At 40.8% G+C, this 20,382-nt stretch carries 17 protein-coding genes; 9 read left to right on the forward strand and 8 right to left on the reverse strand.

Annotated features, from left to right (window positions below; genetic code table 11):
* Nucleotides 1-287: 287 nt before the first annotated feature.
* The 8 genes from V5804_RS12770 to V5804_RS12805 form a co-directional block, all read right to left on the reverse strand.
* Nucleotides 288-1,973 carry a sodium/sugar symporter gene (locus V5804_RS12770; RefSeq protein ID WP_369591781.1) on the reverse strand — a complete coding sequence of 562 codons (1,686 nt, stop codon included), beginning with the start codon at nt 1,971-1,973 and terminating at the stop codon, nt 288-290.
* Between the two features lie 212 nt (nt 1,974-2,185).
* Complete coding sequence (gene odhB, locus V5804_RS12775; RefSeq protein WP_369591782.1) at nt 2,186-3,799, reverse strand: 2-oxoglutarate dehydrogenase complex dihydrolipoyllysine-residue succinyltransferase; 1,614 nt, start codon at nt 3,797-3,799, stop codon at nt 2,186-2,188.
* A 22-nt stretch (nt 3,800-3,821) separates the two neighbouring features.
* On the reverse strand, nt 3,822-6,644 hold the full coding sequence (locus V5804_RS12780) for a 2-oxoglutarate dehydrogenase E1 component (protein ID WP_369591783.1): 2,823 nt from the start codon (nt 6,642-6,644) through the stop codon (nt 3,822-3,824).
* A gap of 512 nt (nt 6,645-7,156) precedes the next feature.
* Entirely contained in the window at nt 7,157-8,689 is a 1,533-nt protein-coding gene (locus V5804_RS12785) for a cryptochrome/photolyase family protein (RefSeq protein WP_369591784.1), read from the reverse strand.
* Nucleotides 8,690-8,836: 147 nt separating this feature from the next.
* Nucleotides 8,837-9,964, reverse strand: coding sequence for a hypothetical protein (locus V5804_RS12790; protein ID WP_369591785.1), 1,128 nt, complete (start codon nt 9,962-9,964; stop codon nt 8,837-8,839).
* Entirely contained in the window at nt 9,942-10,826 is an 885-nt protein-coding gene (gene yhdJ, locus V5804_RS12795) for an adenine-specific DNA-methyltransferase (protein ID WP_369591786.1), read from the reverse strand. Before yhdJ ends, V5804_RS12790 begins: the two co-directional genes overlap by 23 nt.
* 132 nt (nt 10,827-10,958) lie before the next feature.
* A complete protein-coding gene (locus tag V5804_RS12800) occupies nt 10,959-12,410 on the reverse strand; it encodes a DASH family cryptochrome (protein WP_369591787.1) in 1,452 nt (483 codons plus the stop codon).
* A gap of 45 nt (nt 12,411-12,455) precedes the next feature.
* Nucleotides 12,456-12,602, reverse strand: coding sequence for a DUF2256 domain-containing protein (locus tag V5804_RS12805; RefSeq protein ID WP_369591788.1), 147 nt, complete (start codon nt 12,600-12,602; stop codon nt 12,456-12,458).
* A 262-nt stretch (nt 12,603-12,864) separates the two neighbouring features.
* On the opposite strand from V5804_RS12805, the gene V5804_RS12810 reads away from it, so the two are divergent.
* From V5804_RS12810 to V5804_RS12850, 9 genes are all read left to right on the forward strand, one after another.
* Nucleotides 12,865-13,581 (forward strand): SDR family NAD(P)-dependent oxidoreductase, encoded by a 717-nt coding sequence (locus V5804_RS12810; protein ID WP_369591789.1) that lies wholly within the window; start codon nt 12,865-12,867, stop codon nt 13,579-13,581.
* A gap of 1 nt (nt 13,582) precedes the next feature.
* Nucleotides 13,583-14,221 carry a flavin reductase family protein gene (locus tag V5804_RS12815; RefSeq protein WP_369591790.1) on the forward strand — a complete coding sequence of 213 codons (639 nt, stop codon included), beginning with the start codon at nt 13,583-13,585 and terminating at the stop codon, nt 14,219-14,221.
* A gap of 150 nt (nt 14,222-14,371) precedes the next feature.
* The gene (locus V5804_RS12820) at nt 14,372-15,025 is read left to right on the forward strand and encodes a TetR family transcriptional regulator C-terminal domain-containing protein (RefSeq protein ID WP_369591791.1); all 654 of its coding nucleotides are present in this window, start codon (nt 14,372-14,374) and stop codon (nt 15,023-15,025) included.
* A complete protein-coding gene (locus tag V5804_RS12825; RefSeq protein ID WP_369591792.1) occupies nt 15,025-15,489 on the forward strand; it encodes a PIN domain protein in 465 nt (154 codons plus the stop codon). Before V5804_RS12820 ends, V5804_RS12825 begins: the two co-directional genes overlap by 1 nt.
* A complete protein-coding gene (locus V5804_RS12830; protein WP_369591793.1) occupies nt 15,473-15,694 on the forward strand; it encodes a hypothetical protein in 222 nt (73 codons plus the stop codon). Before V5804_RS12825 ends, V5804_RS12830 begins: the two co-directional genes overlap by 17 nt.
* A 211-nt stretch (nt 15,695-15,905) precedes the next feature.
* Nucleotides 15,906-17,228, forward strand: a complete 1,323-nt coding sequence (locus V5804_RS12835; RefSeq protein ID WP_369591794.1) for an ABC1 kinase family protein — start codon at nt 15,906-15,908, stop codon at nt 17,226-17,228.
* An 88-nt stretch (nt 17,229-17,316) separates the two neighbouring features.
* Entirely contained in the window at nt 17,317-17,934 is a 618-nt protein-coding gene (locus V5804_RS12840) for a TetR/AcrR family transcriptional regulator (protein ID WP_369591795.1), read from the forward strand.
* 359 nt (nt 17,935-18,293) lie between these two features.
* The gene (locus V5804_RS12845; RefSeq protein ID WP_369591796.1) at nt 18,294-18,911 is read left to right on the forward strand and encodes a TetR/AcrR family transcriptional regulator; all 618 of its coding nucleotides are present in this window, start codon (nt 18,294-18,296) and stop codon (nt 18,909-18,911) included.
* A 49-nt stretch (nt 18,912-18,960) separates the two neighbouring features.
* Nucleotides 18,961-20,376 (forward strand): TolC family protein, encoded by a 1,416-nt coding sequence (locus V5804_RS12850; RefSeq protein ID WP_369591797.1) that lies wholly within the window; start codon nt 18,961-18,963, stop codon nt 20,374-20,376.
* Nucleotides 20,377-20,382 lie beyond the last annotated feature (6 nt).

The following is a 20,382-nucleotide window of genomic DNA, read 5'->3' on the forward strand; positions in this document are numbered from 1 at the left end:
CTTTTTTTGGCTGATGCTTCTTTTACCCCATAAAAATTGGTGTCTGCATCAGCCTAAACAAATCAAAACAAATGCCCACCAATTTTTAGGCGATAAAAGAAGCATCGTGTAAAGCACAAAAGAATAAGTTTAAACAAGTTCAACTTCTAAATGGAAGGGTTTTCAATATTAATTGTCCATTTCAAAATTTGGCCTATAACAATATAGCTGTTGCAATTTGCAATCAAAAAAGCCTCCCGAAACAAATCAGGAGGCTTAAATTTATGCCGATAAAAGAAGTATTGCCCTTACCAAAAAACAGAATAAATAGCAACCAAAATTCCGCAGATAATCAAACTTCCGGCGGTAAAAGCAGGCGTAACGCGGAACATTTTGGTATCTACTTCCAAAGCATTTACGCGCAAACCTTTGCTGTTTTCGATCATGCTGATGATGTACATGCCGATGATACAAATGATGAACACAAAACTCATACGGTCTAAGAAAGGGATTTCGTAAATGCCTTGTCCGTTATCTTTTGAAAAACCTGTTGAGGCCAAGAAATGCAAATCGGCAAATTGCGGCAGGAACTTGAAGAAAACCGACAAAGCAAAACCGCCAATCGTAGCAAATAAAGCGGCATTGGAAGTTGTTTTCCGCCAGAAGAAACCCAGTAAAAACATGGCAAAAATGCCCGGCGAAACAAAGCCTGTATATTCCTGGATGTATTGGAAACCCTGCTTGCCTTCGCCCATTAAATTATTACCAATTAATAAAGATAAAATCACGCCCAACACCATGGCAACCACTACAGCGAATTTTCCAAGTAAAACCAGGTTGCCTTCGCTCGCATTTGGGCGGATCACTTTTTTATAAATATCCAAGGTAAAAATAGTGGCGATACTGTTGGCTTTTCCGGCTAACGAGGCAACAATCGCTGCAGTTAAGGCTGCAAAAGCCAAACCTTTCATCCCAATTGGCAACAAATTTAAGATGGCCGGATAAGCTTTATTGACATCGGTAGCACCTGTTGAAGTCAGCATTTCTTGATGGAACATGCCTTTTTGGTACAATACATAAGCCGCGATTCCGGGAATAACCACGATAACCGGCATCAAAATTTTAAGGAAAGCAGCGAATAACAAACCACCACGGGCCGTTTTTAAATCGGCACCCAAAGCACGCTGCGTAATGTATTGGTTGCAGCCCCAATAGTTTAAGTTGGTGATCCACATACCACCCAGCAAGACAGAAAGGCCGGGCAAATCCATATAGTTAGGGTTGTCTCTTTTAAAGATCATGTGGAAGTGGTCCCCCGCTTCGGTAGTCAACAGTCTAAGTCCGTTAAAAACCCCTGTTGTCCCTGCTTTTTCGCTTACTAAATTTAAGGCGATGTAAGAAGCAACCAAGCCGCCCAGGATCAGAAAGAAAACCTGGATCACATCGGTATAGCCTATTACTTTCATTCCACCCAAAGCAATCACGATAGAAAATACAGCCAGCAGTATGATACACAAAACCACATTAAAACCGGATATACCGCTGATAGCCAGCGCGCCAAGATATAGTATAGACATTAAATTAACCACAATGTACAGCAACAGCCAGAAGATTGCCATAATCATGGCTACTGTTCCGTTATACCGCTGGCTCAAAAACTGCGGCATCGTAAAAATTTTATTTTTGAGGTAAACCGGTATAAAAAATATGGCGACAATAACGAGCGTTAAGGCAGCCATAAATTCGTAAGAGGAAATGGCCAGTCCCATTTTGAAGCCAGAACCGCTCATGCCGATAAATTGTTCGGCAGAAATATTGGAAGCAATTAACGAAGATCCGATCGCCCACCAGGTTAAAGAACCTTCGGCCAGAAAATAATCTTTAGAAGAAGAAACAGCCGTTTTTTTGCGTTGGTAAACCCACCAACCATACAAGGCTACAATTAAAAAGTAAATCAGGAATACCGCGTAATCCGGAGTTTGAAGTCTATTCATATTTAACTTAGGTTTGAGGGTGTCAATTTAACAATTATATATAATTATTTGGGGAATATTTATGATAAACTTGCTTAACTGCTTTTACGCATAACTTTTACACGGCAGGAAATATAATAAAGTATTTCACTAATTTTTTGCCGATAAAAGAAGCATATATAAAAAGAGGCCCAAATTTTTCGGGCCTCTTTGATCATTGTTAAAATTTTATTCTATACGCCAAGCAGTAATCTTGCCGGGTCTTCCAGCAATTGTTTTACGCGAACTAAGAAACTTACCGATTCCCGTCCGTCCACAATCCGGTGATCGTAAGACAAAGCCAGGTACATCATCGGGCGGATGACCACTTGTCCGTTTACGGCAACCGGCCGCTCAATAATATTGTGCATTCCTAAAATGGCAGATTGCGGCGAGTTGATGATTGGCGTGGACAACATCGAACCAAAAACACCGCCGTTGGTAATGGTAAAAGTTCCGCCAGTCATTTCGTCAATGGTTAATTTGTTTTCACGTGCTTTGCCAGCCAGTGCCACAATCGCTTTTTCGATTTCTGCCAAACTCATGGCATCCGCATTTCGAATGATCGGAACAACCAAACCTTTTGGCGCAGAAACCGCGATGGAAATATCGGCAAAATCACTGTAAACCACTTCCTCGCCTTCAATGCGTGCGCCAACGGCCGGCCAGTCTTTCAAAGCTTCGGTTACGGCTTTGGTAAAGAACGACATAAAGCCCAAACCAACGTTGTATTTTTCTTTGAATTTGTCTTTGTATTTGGCGCGCAGTTCCATAATCGGCTGCATATCTACCTCATTAAAAGTAGTGAGCATGGCCGTTTCATTTTTTACGGAAACCAAACGTTTTGCAACGGTTTTACGAAGGGAAGACATTTTTTCACGACGCTCTCCCCGACTTCCTGCAACTGCTGGTTGTGCCTGAACAACAGGTTTTGCCGGAGCCGGAGCAGCCGGTTTGCTTTCGGTTTTTGCAGCCGGTTTTGAAGCTTCTGCTTTCAAGGCATCTTCTTTCGTGATCCTTCCGGCAACACCATTTCCGTTGATGTTCTTTGGATCCAATCCTTTTTCTGCCAAAATTTTTGCTGCCGCTGGCGAAGGAACACCGGAAGCATAAGTTTTAGGTTGATCGACACCGTCTGCTGAAATTTCTGCGTGTTCTGATACTTCTTTTACCGGTGTTTTTTCAGTCTGCGGCGCACCGGCACCGGCTTTGATTTTAGCTACCAAAGTCCCGATTGGCAAAACATCGCCTTCTTTTACCAAAGTTTGCAGTGTTCCTGCACTTTCGGCGTTCAGTTCAAAAGTGGCTTTGTCCGATTCCAGTTCGGCAATCGGTTCGTCCATTTCAACCTGCTCGCCGTCTTTTTTAATCCAGTTGGTTAAGGTAACTTCCTGGATGGATTCGCCCACCGGCGGGATATGGATTTCAATTTCTGTTGAAGCTGAATTTTCTGCCTTTGCAGGTTCCGCTTTCGGCGTTGCTGCCGTTTCCGCAGCCACTGTTTTTTTGGTTTCTGCCGATGCTTCTTTTACCGATACTTTTTCGGCAACAGGTGCAGCAACGGTTTCACCATTACCAGAATCAATGCTGCAAACCACAGCGCCAATTGCCAGTACATCGCCTTCTTTGGCGGTGGTCCTAAGTGTCCCGGCTGCTTCGGCAGTTAATTCAAACGTAGCTTTGTCTGATTCCAGCTCGGCAATTACATCGTCCATTTCTACATGGTCGCCATCGTTTTTTACCCAGTTGGATAAGGTAACCTCAGAAATGGATTCGCCTACCGGCGGAACTTTGATCTCTAAACTCATATTTTTATAAAAATTTTTATGTTTAATCAGCCCCGGCGTTTGCCATGTCTGCTGTTGTTTCTTCTACTTCCTGTTTCACCGCTTTTCCGGCTGGCGCTTCAAAAGCTTTGCTTACAATGTACAACTGTTGTGCCGTGTGTTGTTTGGCGTATCCGGTTGCGGTGCTGCTGCCTTCCTTACGCGAAATTACATCAAATTCCAGCTCGGTATGGCGCAATTTACGGCATAAATATGGCCAGGCGCCCATGTTTTCCGGTTCTTCCTGAACCCAGATCCAACTTTCGGCCTGGTTGTATTTGGCTTTGATTTTTTGCATTTGAACGATTGGCGTTGGGTACAACTGTTCCAACCGAACAATGGCCACATCTTTACGCTGATCGGTTTGCTGTTTTTCCAACAAATCGTAATAAATTTTCCCGGTACAAAACAACACACGTTTTACTTCGGCTGCATCTACAAACTTGTCGTCAATTACTTCCTGGAATTTTCCTTCCGTAAACTCCCTGATATTTGAAACGCATTGCGAGTTTCGCAACAAACTTTTTGGGGTGAAAACCACTAACGGTTTACGAAATTCGTCTTTTAACTGGCGGCGCAAGATATGGAAGAAGTTAGCTGGCGTAGTACAATCCGCAACCTGGATGTTGTTCTCGGCACAAAGCTCTAAAAAACGCTCCATCCTGGCGGAGGAATGTTCCGGGCCTTGCCCTTCGTAGCCATGCGGCAACAACAGCACCAAACCATTACCGCGCTGCCATTTGGTTTCGGCACTGGCAATGTATTGATCTATAATGATTTGGGCACCGTTTGCAAAATCGCCAAATTGTGCTTCCCAAATGGTTAAAGCGTTCGGGTTGGCCAAGGCGTAACCGTAATCAAAACCTAAAACGCCATATTCTGAAAGGTGCGAATTGTAAATATAAAATGGTGCCTGGTTAGGGGAAATGTTTCTTAGCGGAACATATTCTTCTTCCGAATCTTCCAGGGTCAAAACAGCATGTCGGTGAGAGAAAGTTCCGCGCTTAACGTCTTCCCCGCTTAAACGGACAACGTGTCCTTCATACAGCAAAGTGCCGTAAGCCATCAGTTCGCCCATGGCCCAATCAAAAGTTTTGGTTTCGTTCACCATTTTCTGGCGGTCCTGAAACAGCTTTTCAATCTTTTTAAAAAACTGTTTTCCTGGCGGCAATTCTGTAATTTTTTTGCCGATCATTTCAAATTCTTCTGTGCTTACAGCCGTATCCGGAGAAGTTAAAAAGTCTTTATCCGTAGCCAGGCGCAGCCCTTTCCAGGCACCGGCAAACACGGGTTTTACTTCCGAAAACTGCTCGTCGGATTTAGATTCGTTCAGTTTTTCCTGCAACATCGCGCGGAAATCCTTTTCCAAAGACTTGGCATAATCTGCATCCACGCTTCCTTCGGCAACCAGTTTTTGGTTGTAAATTTCTTTTGGGTTTGGGTGCTGTTCAATTGCTTTATATAAAAGCGGCTGTGTAAATTTTGGCTCGTCGGATTCATTGTGGCCAAACCTTCGGTAACACAAAATATCAATAAAAACATCTTTATGGAAAGCCTGCCGGTATTCCATTGCCAAGTTGATGGCATAAGTTAAAGCCTCCACGTCATCGCCGTTTACGTGAAAAACCGGAGACAAAACCGTTTTGGCAATATCTGTGCAATACGTGCTGGAACGCGCATCTTTATAATTAGTGGTGAAGCCAATTTGGTTATTAATGACCAAATGAACCGTTCCGCCGGTGCGGTAACCTTCCAGTTTAGACATCTGCAAAACTTCATAAATGATGCCCTGGCCGGCAACCGAAGCATCGCCATGGATTAAAATTGGTGCAATGCGTTTGTCGTCGCCGCCATATTTAAAATCTATTTTAGATCGCGTTAAACCTTCTACAACCGGGTCAACCGCTTCCAGATGAGAGGGATTTGGGCAAAGGCTTAAATGCACCGTTTTTCCGTTTGAAGTTTCTACATCGGTAGAAAAACCCAAATGGTATTTTACGTCGCCGCTGAAAGATTCGTGCTCGTCGAAACCTTTTCCTTCAAATTCCGAGAAAATGCTCTTGTATGATTTTTTGAGGATGTTGACCAGTACGTTTAAACGCCCGCGGTGCGCCATGCCGATCACAAATTCTTCGATGCCAAGTTTCGATCCTTTTTCGATCACAGAATCCAAAGCCGGGATTAACGATTCCGCGCCTTCCAGCGAAAAGCGTTTTTGCCCCAAAAATTTGGTTCCCAAAAAGCTTTCAAAAACAACCGCTTCGTTCAGCTTTTTTAACAATTGTTTTTTTTCATCAACAGAAAAATGCGGCGTGTTGCGGCTTCTTTCCATCCTTTCTTCAAACCAGGTGATTTTATCCGGGTCGCGCAGGTAGCGGTATTCGGCACCGATAGACTGGCAATACGTTTGCTCCAGCAAATCGCGGATGTCGCGCAGTTTTGCAGGCCCTAAACCAACTTCTACACCGGCGTTAAAAACGGTATCCAGATCGGCATCGCTCAAGCCAAAAGTTGCCAGTTCTTTGCCCGGTTTGTACTTGCGCCGTTCGCGAACGGGATTGGTTTTGGTGAACAAATGCCCGCGGGTACGGTAACCGTCAATCATGTTCAGCACATTGATTTCTTTCAGAAAATGAGTGCTGTCTGCCTGGTTTGAGGCAGCCGTTGCATCCGTTGATGGCTCTGCCTGTTCAGTGTGGCCGAAATCAAACCCTTCGAAAAATTTTTGCCAGCCAAAGTCAACCGATTCGGGGTCTTGCTGGTAACTTTGATAAAGTGAATCTATGTACGCTGCGTTAGCGTTGTTTAGGTACGAAAAAGTATTCATGGAAAATCCAATCAGTGAAACGTTACAAAAGTAAGAATTTAATAGAGAAACAAACCTATTTAACTTTCCTTGGAAAAAGCAAAATAGATTTGTTTACTTGTGATTACAATTTTTCTAAGTTGCTTCTGATTGAAAGATAGCTCTGATTTATTTGGGGTTGATGAAAAAGTATCGGTAAAAACAGTATTTATTTTCTTTGTGCGTTCTTTTGCTTGATCAAAAGAACCAAAAATCAAGAATTCCAGATCGCCTCTGGGCGGCATTCAGCCCTACGCTCCTGGGCGATCACCTTGCAAGCTTCCCTTTCTTGCCGCTAACTGTGTTTGTCAAATGCTTCTTTTACCAGCTATTTTTTGTCCGCTATGTAGTTCGAAGCGGCAGGTCTCAGCCCAGGTGCGGGAAGGCCGGACAAAACGCCCGGAGGGATCGGGTTTGTCTTGATTTTTTGGTTCTTTTTCATCAAGGAAAAAGAACGTTAAGTTTAATCAGCATACTTCTTTTATCACCTAAAATTACAGCTCATCAACCTGATTTTTATAAACCGCGGCCTGCTCCAAAATCTTTTCCAAATCATCCGGTTTTAAGCGGTGCAGGTTGCCGTAAATCATTTTTAAGCGCTGGTTATTGGATAGCAAATGTTCGTTCCGGGAGAAAAAATCCCAATACAAACTGTTGTAGGGGCAGGCTTTTTCGCCGTACTTTTTTTTGGGGTCATAAAAACAGTTGCCGCAATAATTGCTCATTTTGTTGATGTAGGCCGCCGAAGCCACGTACGGTTTGGTGCCAACGATGCCGCCATCGGCAAACTGGCTCATGCCGTGCGTGTTGGGCAGTTGCACCCATTGCATCGCATCAATGTAAACGCCCAAGTACCAGTCGTCCACTTCGTGTGGATTTGAACCCGAAAGCAAGGCAAAATTCCCGATCACCATCAAACGCTGGATGTGGTGCGCCCAGGCCAAATCCAACGACTGGCCGATGCAATGTTTTAAACAGTTCATTTTGGTTTCGCCGTTCCAAAACCATTGCGGCAGTTTGGCCTGATGGTTAAAGAAATTCTTCTCTGCAAAGTCTGGCATTTTCGCCCAGTACAAGCCGCGCATGTATTCGCGCCAGCCTAAAATCTGTCGTGTAAAACCTTCTATTTGCGGCAAACTGATTTCTTTTTGGTTTTGCTGCCAGGTCAAAATTGCCTGACTGATTACTTCTTTTGGTGAGATCAATTTCACATTTAACGCAAACGACAAACGCGAGTGGAAAAGCGATTTATGTTCCTGCAACATCGCATCTTCGTACGTGCCAAAATGCGGCAACAGGTTTTGGCAGAAGTAATCAATCAGCCTTAAACCTTCTTTCCGGGAAAGCGGCAGGTTCACTTTTCCAGCTTCCACATTTCCAAAATACGGAACTTTAAGCCGGTCAATCATCGCTTTAATCTCGCTTAGATTATGTTCAAAAACCAAAGGTTCGGGCAAAGCAACTTTATGGTCAAAGCGGTTCCGGTTGTCGTGATCGAAATTCCACAAGCCGCCAACCGGTTCGTTTCCGTTCATCAACAGGTCGTGCTTTTGCCGCATGTGCCGGTAAAAGCCCTCCATAATCAACTGGTTTTTGCCGGAGAAAAAATCGCCGACTTCTTCCCGCGAGGTAAAAAAATGTTCGGTATCGTAAGCTTTGGTGGGAATAGGTAAGGATTTACAAAACGTTTTTAACTGCTCGTCCAGCCGGTATTCGTCCGGCAGCAAATATTCAAACCGCTCGATGCTTCTTTTATCAATGATTTTTTGGAGATTGCCGTTCAGCGTTTGCGCGTTTTCCGGATCGTCCAATTTGAGGTAAACCACTTCGTGCCCGGCCTTTTGCAACTGGTGCGCAAAATTGCGCATGGCCGCAAAAAACGCCAGGATTTTTTGAACGTGGTGCTTTACGTACGTTTGTTCTTGCATCATTTCCATCAGCACGTAAACCGTTTCGCCTTCTTGTTGTTGAAACCAGGAATGCGTGCTGATGAGCTGGTCGCCGAGAATTAATCGTAAAGTTTTCACCAATTTTATATGGGTAAAAGAAGTATTGTGAGAAAGTGGTTTGGGTGATGGTTCATAATTTTTGCAGCGGAAGCAAGATAGGAAAACAAAAACTGTTATAACTTCTTCCGTAGCTGATTTTTTGCCAAGCCAATGTTATGTGATATTTTATTCGTCGTCGTCAAGTTCTTCCGTGTCAGTGTAGTTAAACTCTACTTTACTTTGAGAGATAATTTCGTTAAGAACTTGATTGAGATACCCTAATTGGATCGTGTCGCGAAAACGTTGATTTAAGATAGGAATATTAATTATTTCTTCTATGCAATTCATATACTTTTCAACAATTGCATTCACTAAATATATTTTGTTTGCGTTAGCTTTTATTTTGTTTAAAAGTTCAACAATTTCTTCGCTTGATTTAATTACAAAAGTTATTGGAAATTTTTGAATTTTATCAATATCAAGAAAGTATTTTTTGAAATCAAGGGTTTCTGTTACTTGAAAAAAGCGACCCAGCGGTTTCATTACAAAGTCAATTCCACCATCGTTTGCATTTGTTCTTCCTGTCTTGTAAAGTTTTAAATTTTCTTTCGCCAGATTATCATATTCAAAGCCCCAAAAAACGTTTTGTTCATGGTAATAAAATTTTAAAATAGAATAACTCACAATTTCAAAAAGTCTTGCGTCAACATTTGGTTCAAGCAAACCGTTAATAAAATTTATAACTTTTTCAGGTTTTGAACTTTCAATTTCTTGTAATTCTTCACATGCTTTAATAAAACGTTGAAAAGCATCTTGTTTAGTTCTGGTGTAAGCATCAATGATTTCAATGATAACAGAAGCTAAATTATATTCTCTCTTACCTACTTTTACTTTTAGTAAATTTTCATTTATCCAATATCTGTTTGTATCAAGTTTTCTTAAAATTGGGATAATATCTGATGTTGGAAAATATTTTTTAAATTCTGCATTCATGCGGTTATCTAAAGCATGGTTTTGAAGACTTCCACCAAATGGAAGTTGCCTCTGACGAGTAAATAATTTATTATAAATTGCTCCTTCATAATTAGAGTAAGTATTTTTCTGGTCAAAACCGTTATCAATATAATCTTCAGCTAACACATAGATAGCATAAAGATTAGCAAAACTTGAACGAGCTTTTGAGCCTTTATTTGCCGATCGAGTTTTGAAATTTATGTATTGAATTAAGTTGCTATTTCTAAATATTTCATCTGCATCAGTTCCAAACTTATTGTTTAAGATTGATTTTATATTAACCGTAAATGTGTGTTCCATCAGGTTCTTCAAATAATTTTAAGTTATTGCTTGTTACAATTTTTTCAGTTTCAAAAGTTCTTATTTCTTTTTGAAGCTTTTCACCTTTATATTCTTCGGCTAAATGTAATCTTCTTAAACCAATTTTTACATACTCGTCTTGTAATTCAATACCAATGCAATTCCTTTCTAAATCTTTTGCAACAGCACAAGTTGTGAAAGTTCCTGAAAAAGGATCCATCACCAAATCACCTTTGTTAGAACTTGCCTTGATAATTCTTTCTAATAAAGCAATTGGCTTTTGAGTAGGATGGTTTTCGTATTCGTCCATGCGATAACGAACTCTTGCAAATTCCCAAACATTTCCTGGAACTTTTTCTGTGTTATACACTGTTGGAACAGCTTTGCGATAGTCAATTAATTTTCTTTTAGCACCCGTTTTAGCTTCAACCAAAATATCACTTGCGTTAAATGTATAATTACTTTTATCTTTTACACAAAACAAGATTGGTTCATACATAGAACCATAATAATTTTTCGCCTGAACGCCAGAACTGTCATAACTCCAAATTACCCTTGATAAAATATTCATTTTTTTACGAATATAAATGTCAAAAAAGGGCATAAACTGTGTAGCAGTCATTACATAAAAACTACCGTTAGGCTTGAGTTTTTTTATGCAAAGGTCAATCCATTTATAGCACCACATCAAATAATCTTCTTCTGTAGTCCATTTCTCAATGTGGCCATTAAAGTTTTTACCTATATTGTAAGGAGGGTCTGCAAATATTAAGTCAACCGAATTATCCGAAACTTGCGTCTCCAATGCTTTTAATACGTCACTGTGAATGATTTTATGATTGTCTGAACCAAAGATTTCCATTGCTGACTATTTTGCTAACAATTTTTGCAAATTAATAAATTTTAACCGAAAATGAAAATTTCAACTTTGTACATTATTGACGTCGACAGAAATAATGTTAAACTTGCAATTACCGAAAGACATAAATTTCCCTCAAAAAATACTCGCATTCTTATCCGCCAGCTTTTGCCATTTAGGTTCGATAATCAACTTCGGATAATCAACACCCAATTGAATCCCGTAAACTGCCAATTCCGCAGGCGTTAAAAAGAATGGCGTATGGATTTGCTTGCCGGAAATGACACTTAATTCCGGAACCCAAAGTTTTACGTATTGCCCTTTCGGGTCAATTTCGCCGGCTTGTTTAATTACATTCAAGCTTCGGTTTTCCTTAGGGTCATTGCCTACACCGGCAATCGCGGCCCAGTTTCCCCAATTGGTTGCCGGGCTGTAATCAATCAGTTTTTCTTCAAAATAAGCGGCACCGCAAGTCCAGTTTACCTGCAAATCTTTTGCTAAAAAGCTGGCTGCATTTTGCCTGCCGCGGATGCTGGTATAGCCTGTTGCATTTATTTCGCGCATTACGGCATCAATAAAAGGAACGCCGGTTTGCCCGGTTTTCCATTTTTCAAAAAGTTCGTCCTGGTTGGCAGCTTCTGGCGGAGCCTGGCCTTTAAAGCCTTCTTTCTGAAAAAACTGGTCGCCATGCTTTTTAAACATGAACCGGTAATAATCGCGCCACAGCAACTCCAGCACAATGGCGTGAGTTAGGGCATTGCTGCCGTTAGCCTTTTCGTATTGCTGCACTTCCCAGTAAATTTGCCGCGGGGAAATACAGCCCATGGACAACCAAACCGACATGGTATTGGCAAAATCGGCACCTAAAGCAGGGCTAACCTGAGTTACTTTATCCTGATTTTCTGTCCCGGAAAAATTATACAACCGTTTTAAACCTTCCGTTTCTCCGCCCACAAAACGCATCACGGCGCGCTCGTCATCAAAAGGTTCGGTCAAACCTAAATCGGCCAAAGTTGGTATTTCGCCTGCATCGGTAATTTCGGGCGTTTTTATTTTTGTTGGAGATACGGCACAAAGCCGAACCTGACTATCACGTTCTACTTTTTTGCGGAAAGTGGTAAAAGCGTCCGGAATATCTTTGATCGGGAACGGCAGATCTTCTTTGTTGTACAATGTGTGGCCGATAAAATGCTTCAAATTCAGCTTCAGTTTCCACAACGCAGCTTCTACTTTGGCCGAAATACTGGTTTCTTCAAAAGCTACTTCGCGGTGATGGTAAACTTCGGAAACCTGGTATTGCTGCGCCAGTTCGGGAATGATCATGGCCGGATCGCCAACGCGGATTAGCAATTCACCGCCTAAATTTTTTAACGATTGGCGTAAATCGGCCACAGATTCGTTGATAAAACGAGCCCTGAAGTTTCCTGTTTTTTGTGTGCCAAAAGAAGTAACACGGTAATAAAACGGATCAAAACAATAAACTGGCAAAACAGCATCCGCTTTGTTTACGGCTTCTGTTAAAACCTCGTTATCGTTAATCCGTAAATCGTTTCTAAACCAAACTAAAATTACTTTACCGCCTGCCATAATATCAGTACAAATTAAGCATAAAATGGTTATTTTTAATGATCTTTATTTAGAGCGGCGGCAACGTTCGCTGCAATATTTTACTTCTTCCCAACATTTCTCCCACTTTTTTCGCCACGCAAAAGGCCGTTGGCAATGCGAACAAATTTTAACGGGCAGGTTGGCTTTGGTGTGCTTTTTGGTTTCGGGCATGTTTATTTTAATTTAACTGCGGGAAAGCTAAGAGCCTGTTAAATTATACCATAAAAAATACAATGCTTCTTTTACACTATAAAAATTGGTTGCATCAATTTAGCTCAATCAAAAACTAAGTCCTTACCAATTTTTAGGTGATAAAAGAAGCATGTAAAATAAATTGAATATAATTTAAACAGGCTTTAAGTAATTAACGAACAAACAAATACAAGTTATGTTACTTAACAACTGCTAACAAAATTTAGCCGATAAAAGAAGTATGGGTTTTGAACAAAAAAATATGGTTGTTGCCGGCGGAAGTTCGGGCATCGGATTGGCATTGGTAAAGCAATTGGTTGCGGCAGGCGCCAAAGTTTTTGTGGTTTCGAGGAATGCAGGAACGGAACTGCCGGAAGGCGTAACGCATATCCCGCATGATTTTACCACTGCGGATACTGCTTTTGCCGGCCAATTGCCCGATAAAATCCACGGTTTGGTTTATTCGGTTGGTTCTATCAACCTAAAACCTTTTCAGCGTTTGCAGCGCGAAGATTTTTTGAATGATTTTACGCTGAATGTTCTGGGCGCGGTAACACTGGTGCAGCAATCGCTCCGGGCTTTAAAAAATGCAGAAATGGCTTCGGTGGTTTTGTTCAGCACGGTTGCAGCGCGAACCGGAATGAGTTACCACACCAGCATTGCAGCTTCAAAAGGTGCGATTGAAAGTTTGGCAGTTTCTTTGGCGGCAGAATTTGTATCGAGCAAAATCCGCGTCAATGCAATTGCGCCATCGCTCACCAATACGCCGCTTGCACAACACTTATTAAATACGGAAGAAAAGCAGGAAGCTTCGGCAAAAAGGCATCCGTTGGGAAAATACGGGCAGCCGGACGATATGGCCAACGCCGCCAGGTTTTTATTATCGGATGAAAGTTCGTGGATTACGGGACAAATTATTGGTATTGATGGCGGCCTGTCGTCTTTAAAACCGCTTTAAAATGATTTACGATTACGATGCGTTGATGCAGATGGAAAAGCAGTTTCGCGCCATGTTTATCAACAGTTTGGGCGGATTTAAAAGTTTGCAATTGCTGGGCACGGTTGATGAAGCCGGAAATACCAACCTTTCTGTTTTTAGCTCGATCTTTCATTTGGGCGCCAATCCGCCCCTGGTTGGCATGGTTGCACGCCCGCCCGGCCCGCAACACGATACGCTGAAAAACATCAAAACAACCGGTTTTTATACGTTGAACAATGTGCTGGCCGATTTTTACAAGGAGGCACATCAGGCAAGTGCGCGTTATCCTTCCGGCAATTCGGAGTTTAAACATTGTGGTTTTACCGAAGCTTATGTAGAAGGTTTTAGAGCGCCTTATGTTGCCGAATCTTCTTTGTCCATAGGTTTGGAATTGAAGGAAATTATGCCGGTAACCTTAAACGAAACCAGCATCATCATCGGCGAAATTAAATGGGTAAAGGTTGACGAGGCGTTTGTTGCAGAAGACGGTTTTGTTGATTTGGAAAAAGCCGGTTCTGTTACCGCTTCCGGTTTGGATTCTTATCACACCACCAAAAAACTGGCGCGTTTAAGTTATGCCAAGCCGGAGAAATTTCCGGAGGAATTGGACGTTAAATAGGATAAACGTAATGCTTCTTTTACCACCTATTTTTTGGTGAAGCCGCATTTGTCAGCCCAACATCAAACCTTGCGGCGAGCGGCTTTGGCAGCAAAATTGTCCGTAACTTAATACTTTCATTTTACATACTTCTTTTATCCGATAAAAATTATGGTAGCAACAGAAAAAATCCAGAACGATTATATTAATTATGTTTTAACAGAAGGCGAGCAGCCTAAATCCGTTTATATTTTTGCCAAAAAGCACGAGTTTTCAGAAGAAGAATTTTACCAGCATTTTGGTTCTTTTGAAGGTTTGGAGCAAAGCATCTGGACAGACCTCGCCTTAAAAACCATCGCCGAAATTAAAACCCAGGAAGTTTGGCCGCAATATTCATCGCGCGAAAAGGCTTTGTCGTTTTTTTACAGCTTTTTCGAGTTGTTGAAAGGCAAAAGAAGCTTTGCCGTTTTCAGCAGTAAACGTTCAGCAAAAGGTATGGGCACGCCAAAAATCTGGACGGGTTTGAAAGAAGAATTTGAAAACTTCAGCGTACAGATTTTGCAGGAAGGCATCGAAACTGGCGAACTGGCCGACCGTAAATTTTTGGCTAACCGTTATAAAGATGCTTTGTGGATCCAGTTTGGTTTTGTGTTGAATTTTTGGGTGAACGATGAATCCAAAGGTTTTGAAAGAACGGATGAAGCGATTGAAAAAGGCGTCAACGTTACGTTTGATTTGTTTCAACGTTCGCCGGTTGACAATTTGCTGGATTATGGCAAGTTTTTGGTGAAAAACGGCGGGTTTAAGGAGAAGATGAAGTTTTAATGGAGCGGCTTTATCTTGACACTTCTGTATTTGGCGGTTATTTTGATGCTGAGTTTGAAGTTTGGACTAAGATGTTGTTTGATAAAATTGTTGAGGGAAGATATAAGGTTATTTATTCTGAACTAACAGCAAGAGAACTTTCTCCAGCTCGAAAAGAAGTTAGGAATTTACCCTTAAAACTTAGTGAAGCTAATATAGAATTTATTGAAATTTCTGAAGAGGCAAATAATTTAGCAGCGCAATACATTGATGAAAAAGTTGTTGGAAAAACAAGTATTTCAGACTGTGTTCATATTGCTTTAGCAACCCTTAATCATGCAGATATTTTAGTTAGTTGGAACTTCAAACATATTGTAAACGTAAATCGCATCCGTGGTTACAATTCTGTCAATTATAAAAACGGCCACCGGCTTTTAGAAATTCGATCACCTCGTGAAATTTTAGAATATGAAAACGAAAATTGAAAACAAAATATCTTACGTTGAAGAGTTAAGAAGCATCCGCGATAAAATTAGTCTTGATATTCAAGACATGAGTTTTGAACAATTAAAAGAATATGTAAACAAACGGGAAAGTGTATTTCCAAAATCCTGTTGGGATAAAGCATCAAAGCCGGAAAAAGCGGATGCAGTTAGCACAAAGGATAGTGCTGCGCCAGAAAGAGCGTGAGGGATAGCAGCGGAAAGCCCACAGCGAAGCGAGGACTTGCAGCGGATAGCCCGACCGGCCCAAGCCGGGCACGCCCAAATAAAAAAAAGAGCGAGTGAAGAAAAAAGAGCGAAGACGTAGCGAAAATATAGCTTGTATCGATTTGCCGCCGCTCCTCTTTCCCCGCTCTCCGCTCTAAAAACCACACCAATTTTATACTGATAAAAACAGCATGAGCGAAGAAAATAAAGAACAAAATAGCATACCAACTTCCAAAGTACAACGATCAGCCAAGTTTGTAAAAACGGGTTTTAAGATTGGCGGCAATTATGTGAAGCATTATTCTAAAAAACTGTTCAACCCAAACCTGAACAACGATGAGCTGAATGAAGATAATGCGGCAGATATTTACGAATCATTAAGTGAATTGAAAGGTTCGGCGTTAAAAGTGGCGCAGATGCTAAGCATGGACAAAAATATTTTGCCAACAGCTTACGTGGATAAATTTTCGCAATCGCAATACAATGCGCCGCCGCTTTCGGGCCCACTGATTGTGCAGACTTTTAGGAAGTATTTTGGGAAATCGCCAGACCAGATTTTTGACAAGTTCAACCTAAAATCTACCAATGCGGCTTCCATCGGACAAGTACATGAAGCAGAACTGAACGGGCAAAAGCTGGCCGTAAAAATACAATACCCGGGCGTTGGCGATTCTATTTCTTCGGATTTAAAACTCGTTAAGCCTTTTGCTTTCCGCCTGTTGGGCATGAGCGAAAAGGAACTGGATATTTACATGCGCGAAGTGGAAGAACGTTTGCTGGAAGAAACCGATTACGAACTGGAAGTGCGCCGTTCCATCGAGTTTACGCAGGCTTGTGCCGGTTTAAAAAACGTGGTTTTCCCGACTTATTACCCGGAACTTTCAAAAAAACGAATTATTACAATGAGTTGGCTGGAAGGCAAGCATCTGAAAGAATACCTACAAACCAACCCATCGCAGGAAGAGCGGAATTTGATTGGCCAGGCGTTGTGGGATTTTTACAATTTCCAGCAGCACGAATTACGTGCGGTTCATGCTGATCCGCATCCGGGAAATTTTATGATTACGCCGGAAGGGAAACTGGGCGTGATTGATTTTGGCTGCATCAAAGAAATGCCCGACGATTTTTATTATCCTTTTTTCTCTACCACGTCTTCGGATTTGCTGCAGAATAAAGAAGAAACGATCAAAGCCTTCCGACAGTTGGAAATGATTTTGCCGAAAGACAATCCGCAGCAAATTGAGTTTTATTACCAGGCGTACAAAGAGATGATCGGGCTTTTTGCCAAACCTTATATGACCGACAGTTTCGATTTCAGCCAATCTGATTTTTTCGACCGTTTGTATTCCTTCGGCGAAAAAATTGCACGGATGCCGGAGTTTAAACAAGCGCGCGGCGTGAAACATTTTATCTACGTTAACCGTACAAATTTTGGTTTGTACAATATTTTGCATGAATTGAAAGCAGAAGTGCGGACAGATACTTTCCGGCCGCATGTTTTGTTGGAATATTGATACAAAATTTATACCGATAAAAACAGTATGGTGCTTTTTTAGCTCTTTTGGCTGCTGCCAAAAGAGTTTTATTGTTTAAAATAATTGCATGGAAAACGTTGCTGATCCGCAGGAAATCAAGAAAAACCAAATTTTGGATGCTGCCTACAAACGGTTTTCGCAATTGGGTTATTCTAAAACCACCATGCATGATCTGGCCAGCGATTTGTTGATGTCGAAAGCCTTGCTGTATTATTATTTCCCGGACAAAAGCCAGCTTTATACCGGCGTTATCCGAAAACTTTCTGCCGAATACCTCCTGGCGCTTCAGCATAAAGTTGACCAAAATTGCACGATAAACGAAGCATTTTATTTTATCCTGCAAAGGATCCACCGGACGATTTCTTCCCATTATAATTTCTTCGATTATTTTAGGTTAAACCAGCAAAACATCCCGGATGTGATTTGGAACGTTTTACGCGAAATCCATCAAACCGAAATTAACCTGTTGACCGCACTTTACCGCAAGCAGGTGAGCGATGCTTTTGCCGAAACACATGACCTGCAGGAAATCATCGAACTGGTTTTTAAATCGTTAGACAGCGTTCAACATTCTTCTGATAAGCAAAGGCAAGCATTTTTCCCCGATGCGGTGCAATTGGAAACTATTTATGCACAAAAGAAACTGCTGCTCCAAATTTTGATGCAAGGTTTAAATAATTTATAAACCTAAGAGCATGTTTAAATTTTGTTAAATTTATTTGCCATGCTTCTTTTACCACATAAAAATCATTGTCTTTTTGTACCCGTAAAATATCCGTACACACCAATTTTATAGGCATAAAAGAAGCATTGTAAAATTTATGATATAAATTTAAACAGGCTCTAAGTAACATTACCGGTTTAATTTAGACTAATGGAAACATTTTGCAAGCAGGTTTTCATAATCAAAATAAAAAAACTAATTTTTAGGCCATAAAAGAAGCATTGCCGTAAAAGCCGAAAAGAAGAAGAACAGTGTCAGCAACAGGTAAAATGAAAAGGAAACTTTGGAACCTAAAAATGTTTCTTTAGTTTTGCTCCATCATGTCATTAAGTCAATTAGATCGGATTATACAAGGCGGCAACGAACTTTTTTTACAGGCCGGGATAAAAAGTGTAACGATGGACGATATAGCTAAACATTTAGGCATGTCCAAAAAAACTATTTACCATTATTTTAATGATAAAAATGAGTTGGTGATTGCACTGGTTAAAAAAAAACTGGACGAGGATGAATGCCAGATGAAATTGATCATACAAAGTTCGGTCAATGTAATTGAAGAAATGATTAACATGATGAAATGTTCGGAAGAAATATTTTCGAGGATCAACCCGGTGGTGATCCATGATATGCAAAAATACCACCCCGAAGCCTGGGGCGAATTTCAAAAGTTTAAATCGGATGTTTTGATCAAAACCTTGGAAGAACTTTTAACCAAAGGCATGGAACAAGGTTTTATCCGGCCTGATTTGGACGTAAAAATTTTAGCGAAAATGCGGGTCCAACAAGTAGAAATGGGCTTTAACCACACCATTTTTCCGGTTGCACACTTTAGTACCTGGAAAGTACAGTACCAGTTGCTGGAACATTTTAATTATGGCGTTTGCACGTTGAAAGGCCACCAGTTATTGGACCAGCATAAAAACAGTATCAACAATTAAATAAGTTGTAAACTACAAAAAATTAGAGCACCTTACCCAACCTCATTAAATGAAAAAAATTACTACCCTGCTGATTTGTTTTTTGACCAGTTTTCATTTGTTTGCTCAAACGCAGGCACCTAATCAAACCTACAATTTTAGCATAGCCGATTGTGTGAACTATGCTTATGAACATCAAGACTCGATCCTCAATGCGAAATTGGATGTTAAAAGTGCTGTGTATAGAGTAAAAGAAACAACAGCCCAAGGATTGCCCCAAATCAATGGTGCAGCATCTTTTCAAGACTATTTAAAAACACCGGTAATTTTATTCCCTAATTTTATAACACCTGCAGTTTATGGTGTATTGATAGATAATAAAGTAAAAAACGGTACAGGCAACACAATAACTACTGTTCCTGACGGTGCCGGTGGATTTCAAGCTGTAAATTTTACCCAAAAATATAATTCAAACCTGGGCTTGACGCTAAATCAAATTATATTTGATGCCAGTTACTTTGTTGGGTTACAAGCGAGACGAACCTACAAAGAACTTTTTGACCGCAGTTATACCCGTACAAAAATCCAAACTGATGTAAATGTAACTAAAGCTTACTATCAGGTTTTGGTGAGCAATGAGCAAATCCGGTTATTGGATGCCAACATTAATCAACTTAAACAACAAGTTGAGCAAACTGTAGCCCAAAACAAACAGGGTTTTGTAGAGAAGATAGATGTTGACAGGATTACTGTTCAATATAATAATCTGGTTACCAACAGGGAAAACACAGTTCGTTTACTGGCATTAAATTATCAGCTATTGAAGTTTCAAATGGGGATGCCGATTGAATTCGACTTAACGTTGAAAGATAAGCTGGCAGACGTTAACCTTAATGATAACCTGGCAGAACTGAATGTTGACACTACATTTTACCGTAACCGGATTGAATACGGTTTATTGGAAAGCAATTTGCGGTTGACAGAGTACGATGTAAAACGCTTAAAAAGTCAATATCTGCCTAAATTAAGTGCTAACGGAAGTACGGCATTGGCTTATCAAAATAATAATTTTGGTAATTTATTCGGAACTACTTTTCCTACTACTTATATTGGCCTATCACTTAGTTTGCCAATTTACACTGGCGGACAGCGTATAAATCAAATCAGGCAAGCACAAATTACTGTACAAAAAAATAGAAACAACTTAGATAACCTTAAGAACGCATTAAGTTTACAGGCAAGCCAAGCTAAAATTGTTTTTATCAACGGCTTACAAACATTAAACAACCAGAAAAAAAGCCGTGAGCTAGCCGAAGAAGTACTGCGTGTATCAAAAATAAAATACCAGCAGGGCGTAGGCTCAAGTATTGAAGTTACCCAGGCACAAACGGCGCTCGAAACGGCAGACAATGACTACATCCAAGGCTTATATGATGCCCTGGTAAGCAAAGTTGACCTGGACAGAGCCTACGGCAGAATTAAATAAAAAACC

This window comes from Mucilaginibacter sp., assembly GCF_041088075.1.
Taxonomy (GTDB): Bacteria; Bacteroidota; Bacteroidia; order Sphingobacteriales; family Sphingobacteriaceae; genus Mucilaginibacter_A.

Bases quoted from the DNA above. Each gene is read 5' to 3' on its own strand.
- V5804_RS12840 (WP_369591795.1), top strand. From the start codon at position 17,317: ATGGAAAACGTTGCTGATCCGCAGGAAATCAAGAAAAACCAAATTTTG.
- V5804_RS12810 (WP_369591789.1), top strand. From the start codon at position 12,865: ATGGGTTTTGAACAAAAAAATATGGTTGTTGCCGGCGGAAGTTCGGGC.
- V5804_RS12780 (WP_369591783.1), bottom strand. From the start codon at position 6,644: ATGAATACTTTTTCGTACCTAAACAACGCTAACGCAGCGTACATAGAT.
- V5804_RS12850 (WP_369591797.1), top strand. From the start codon at position 18,961: ATGAAAAAAATTACTACCCTGCTGATTTGTTTTTTGACCAGTTTTCAT.
- V5804_RS12790 (WP_369591785.1), bottom strand. From the start codon at position 9,964: ATGGAACACACATTTACGGTTAATATAAAATCAATCTTAAACAATAAG.
- V5804_RS12805 (WP_369591788.1), bottom strand. From the start codon at position 12,602: ATGCCCGAAACCAAAAAGCACACCAAAGCCAACCTGCCCGTTAAAATT.
- yhdJ (WP_369591786.1), bottom strand. From the start codon at position 10,826: ATGGAAATCTTTGGTTCAGACAATCATAAAATCATTCACAGTGACGTA.
- V5804_RS12800 (WP_369591787.1), bottom strand. From the start codon at position 12,410: ATGGCAGGCGGTAAAGTAATTTTAGTTTGGTTTAGAAACGATTTACGG.
- V5804_RS12825 (WP_369591792.1), top strand. From the start codon at position 15,025: ATGGAGCGGCTTTATCTTGACACTTCTGTATTTGGCGGTTATTTTGAT.
- V5804_RS12830 (WP_369591793.1), top strand. From the start codon at position 15,473: ATGAAAACGAAAATTGAAAACAAAATATCTTACGTTGAAGAGTTAAGA.
- V5804_RS12820 (WP_369591791.1), top strand. From the start codon at position 14,372: ATGGTAGCAACAGAAAAAATCCAGAACGATTATATTAATTATGTTTTA.
- V5804_RS12815 (WP_369591790.1), top strand. From the start codon at position 13,583: ATGATTTACGATTACGATGCGTTGATGCAGATGGAAAAGCAGTTTCGC.
- odhB (WP_369591782.1), bottom strand. From the start codon at position 3,799: ATGAGTTTAGAGATCAAAGTTCCGCCGGTAGGCGAATCCATTTCTGAG.
- V5804_RS12770 (WP_369591781.1), bottom strand. From the start codon at position 1,973: ATGAATAGACTTCAAACTCCGGATTACGCGGTATTCCTGATTTACTTT.
- V5804_RS12835 (WP_369591794.1), top strand. From the start codon at position 15,906: ATGAGCGAAGAAAATAAAGAACAAAATAGCATACCAACTTCCAAAGTA.
- V5804_RS12845 (WP_369591796.1), top strand. From the start codon at position 18,294: ATGTCATTAAGTCAATTAGATCGGATTATACAAGGCGGCAACGAACTT.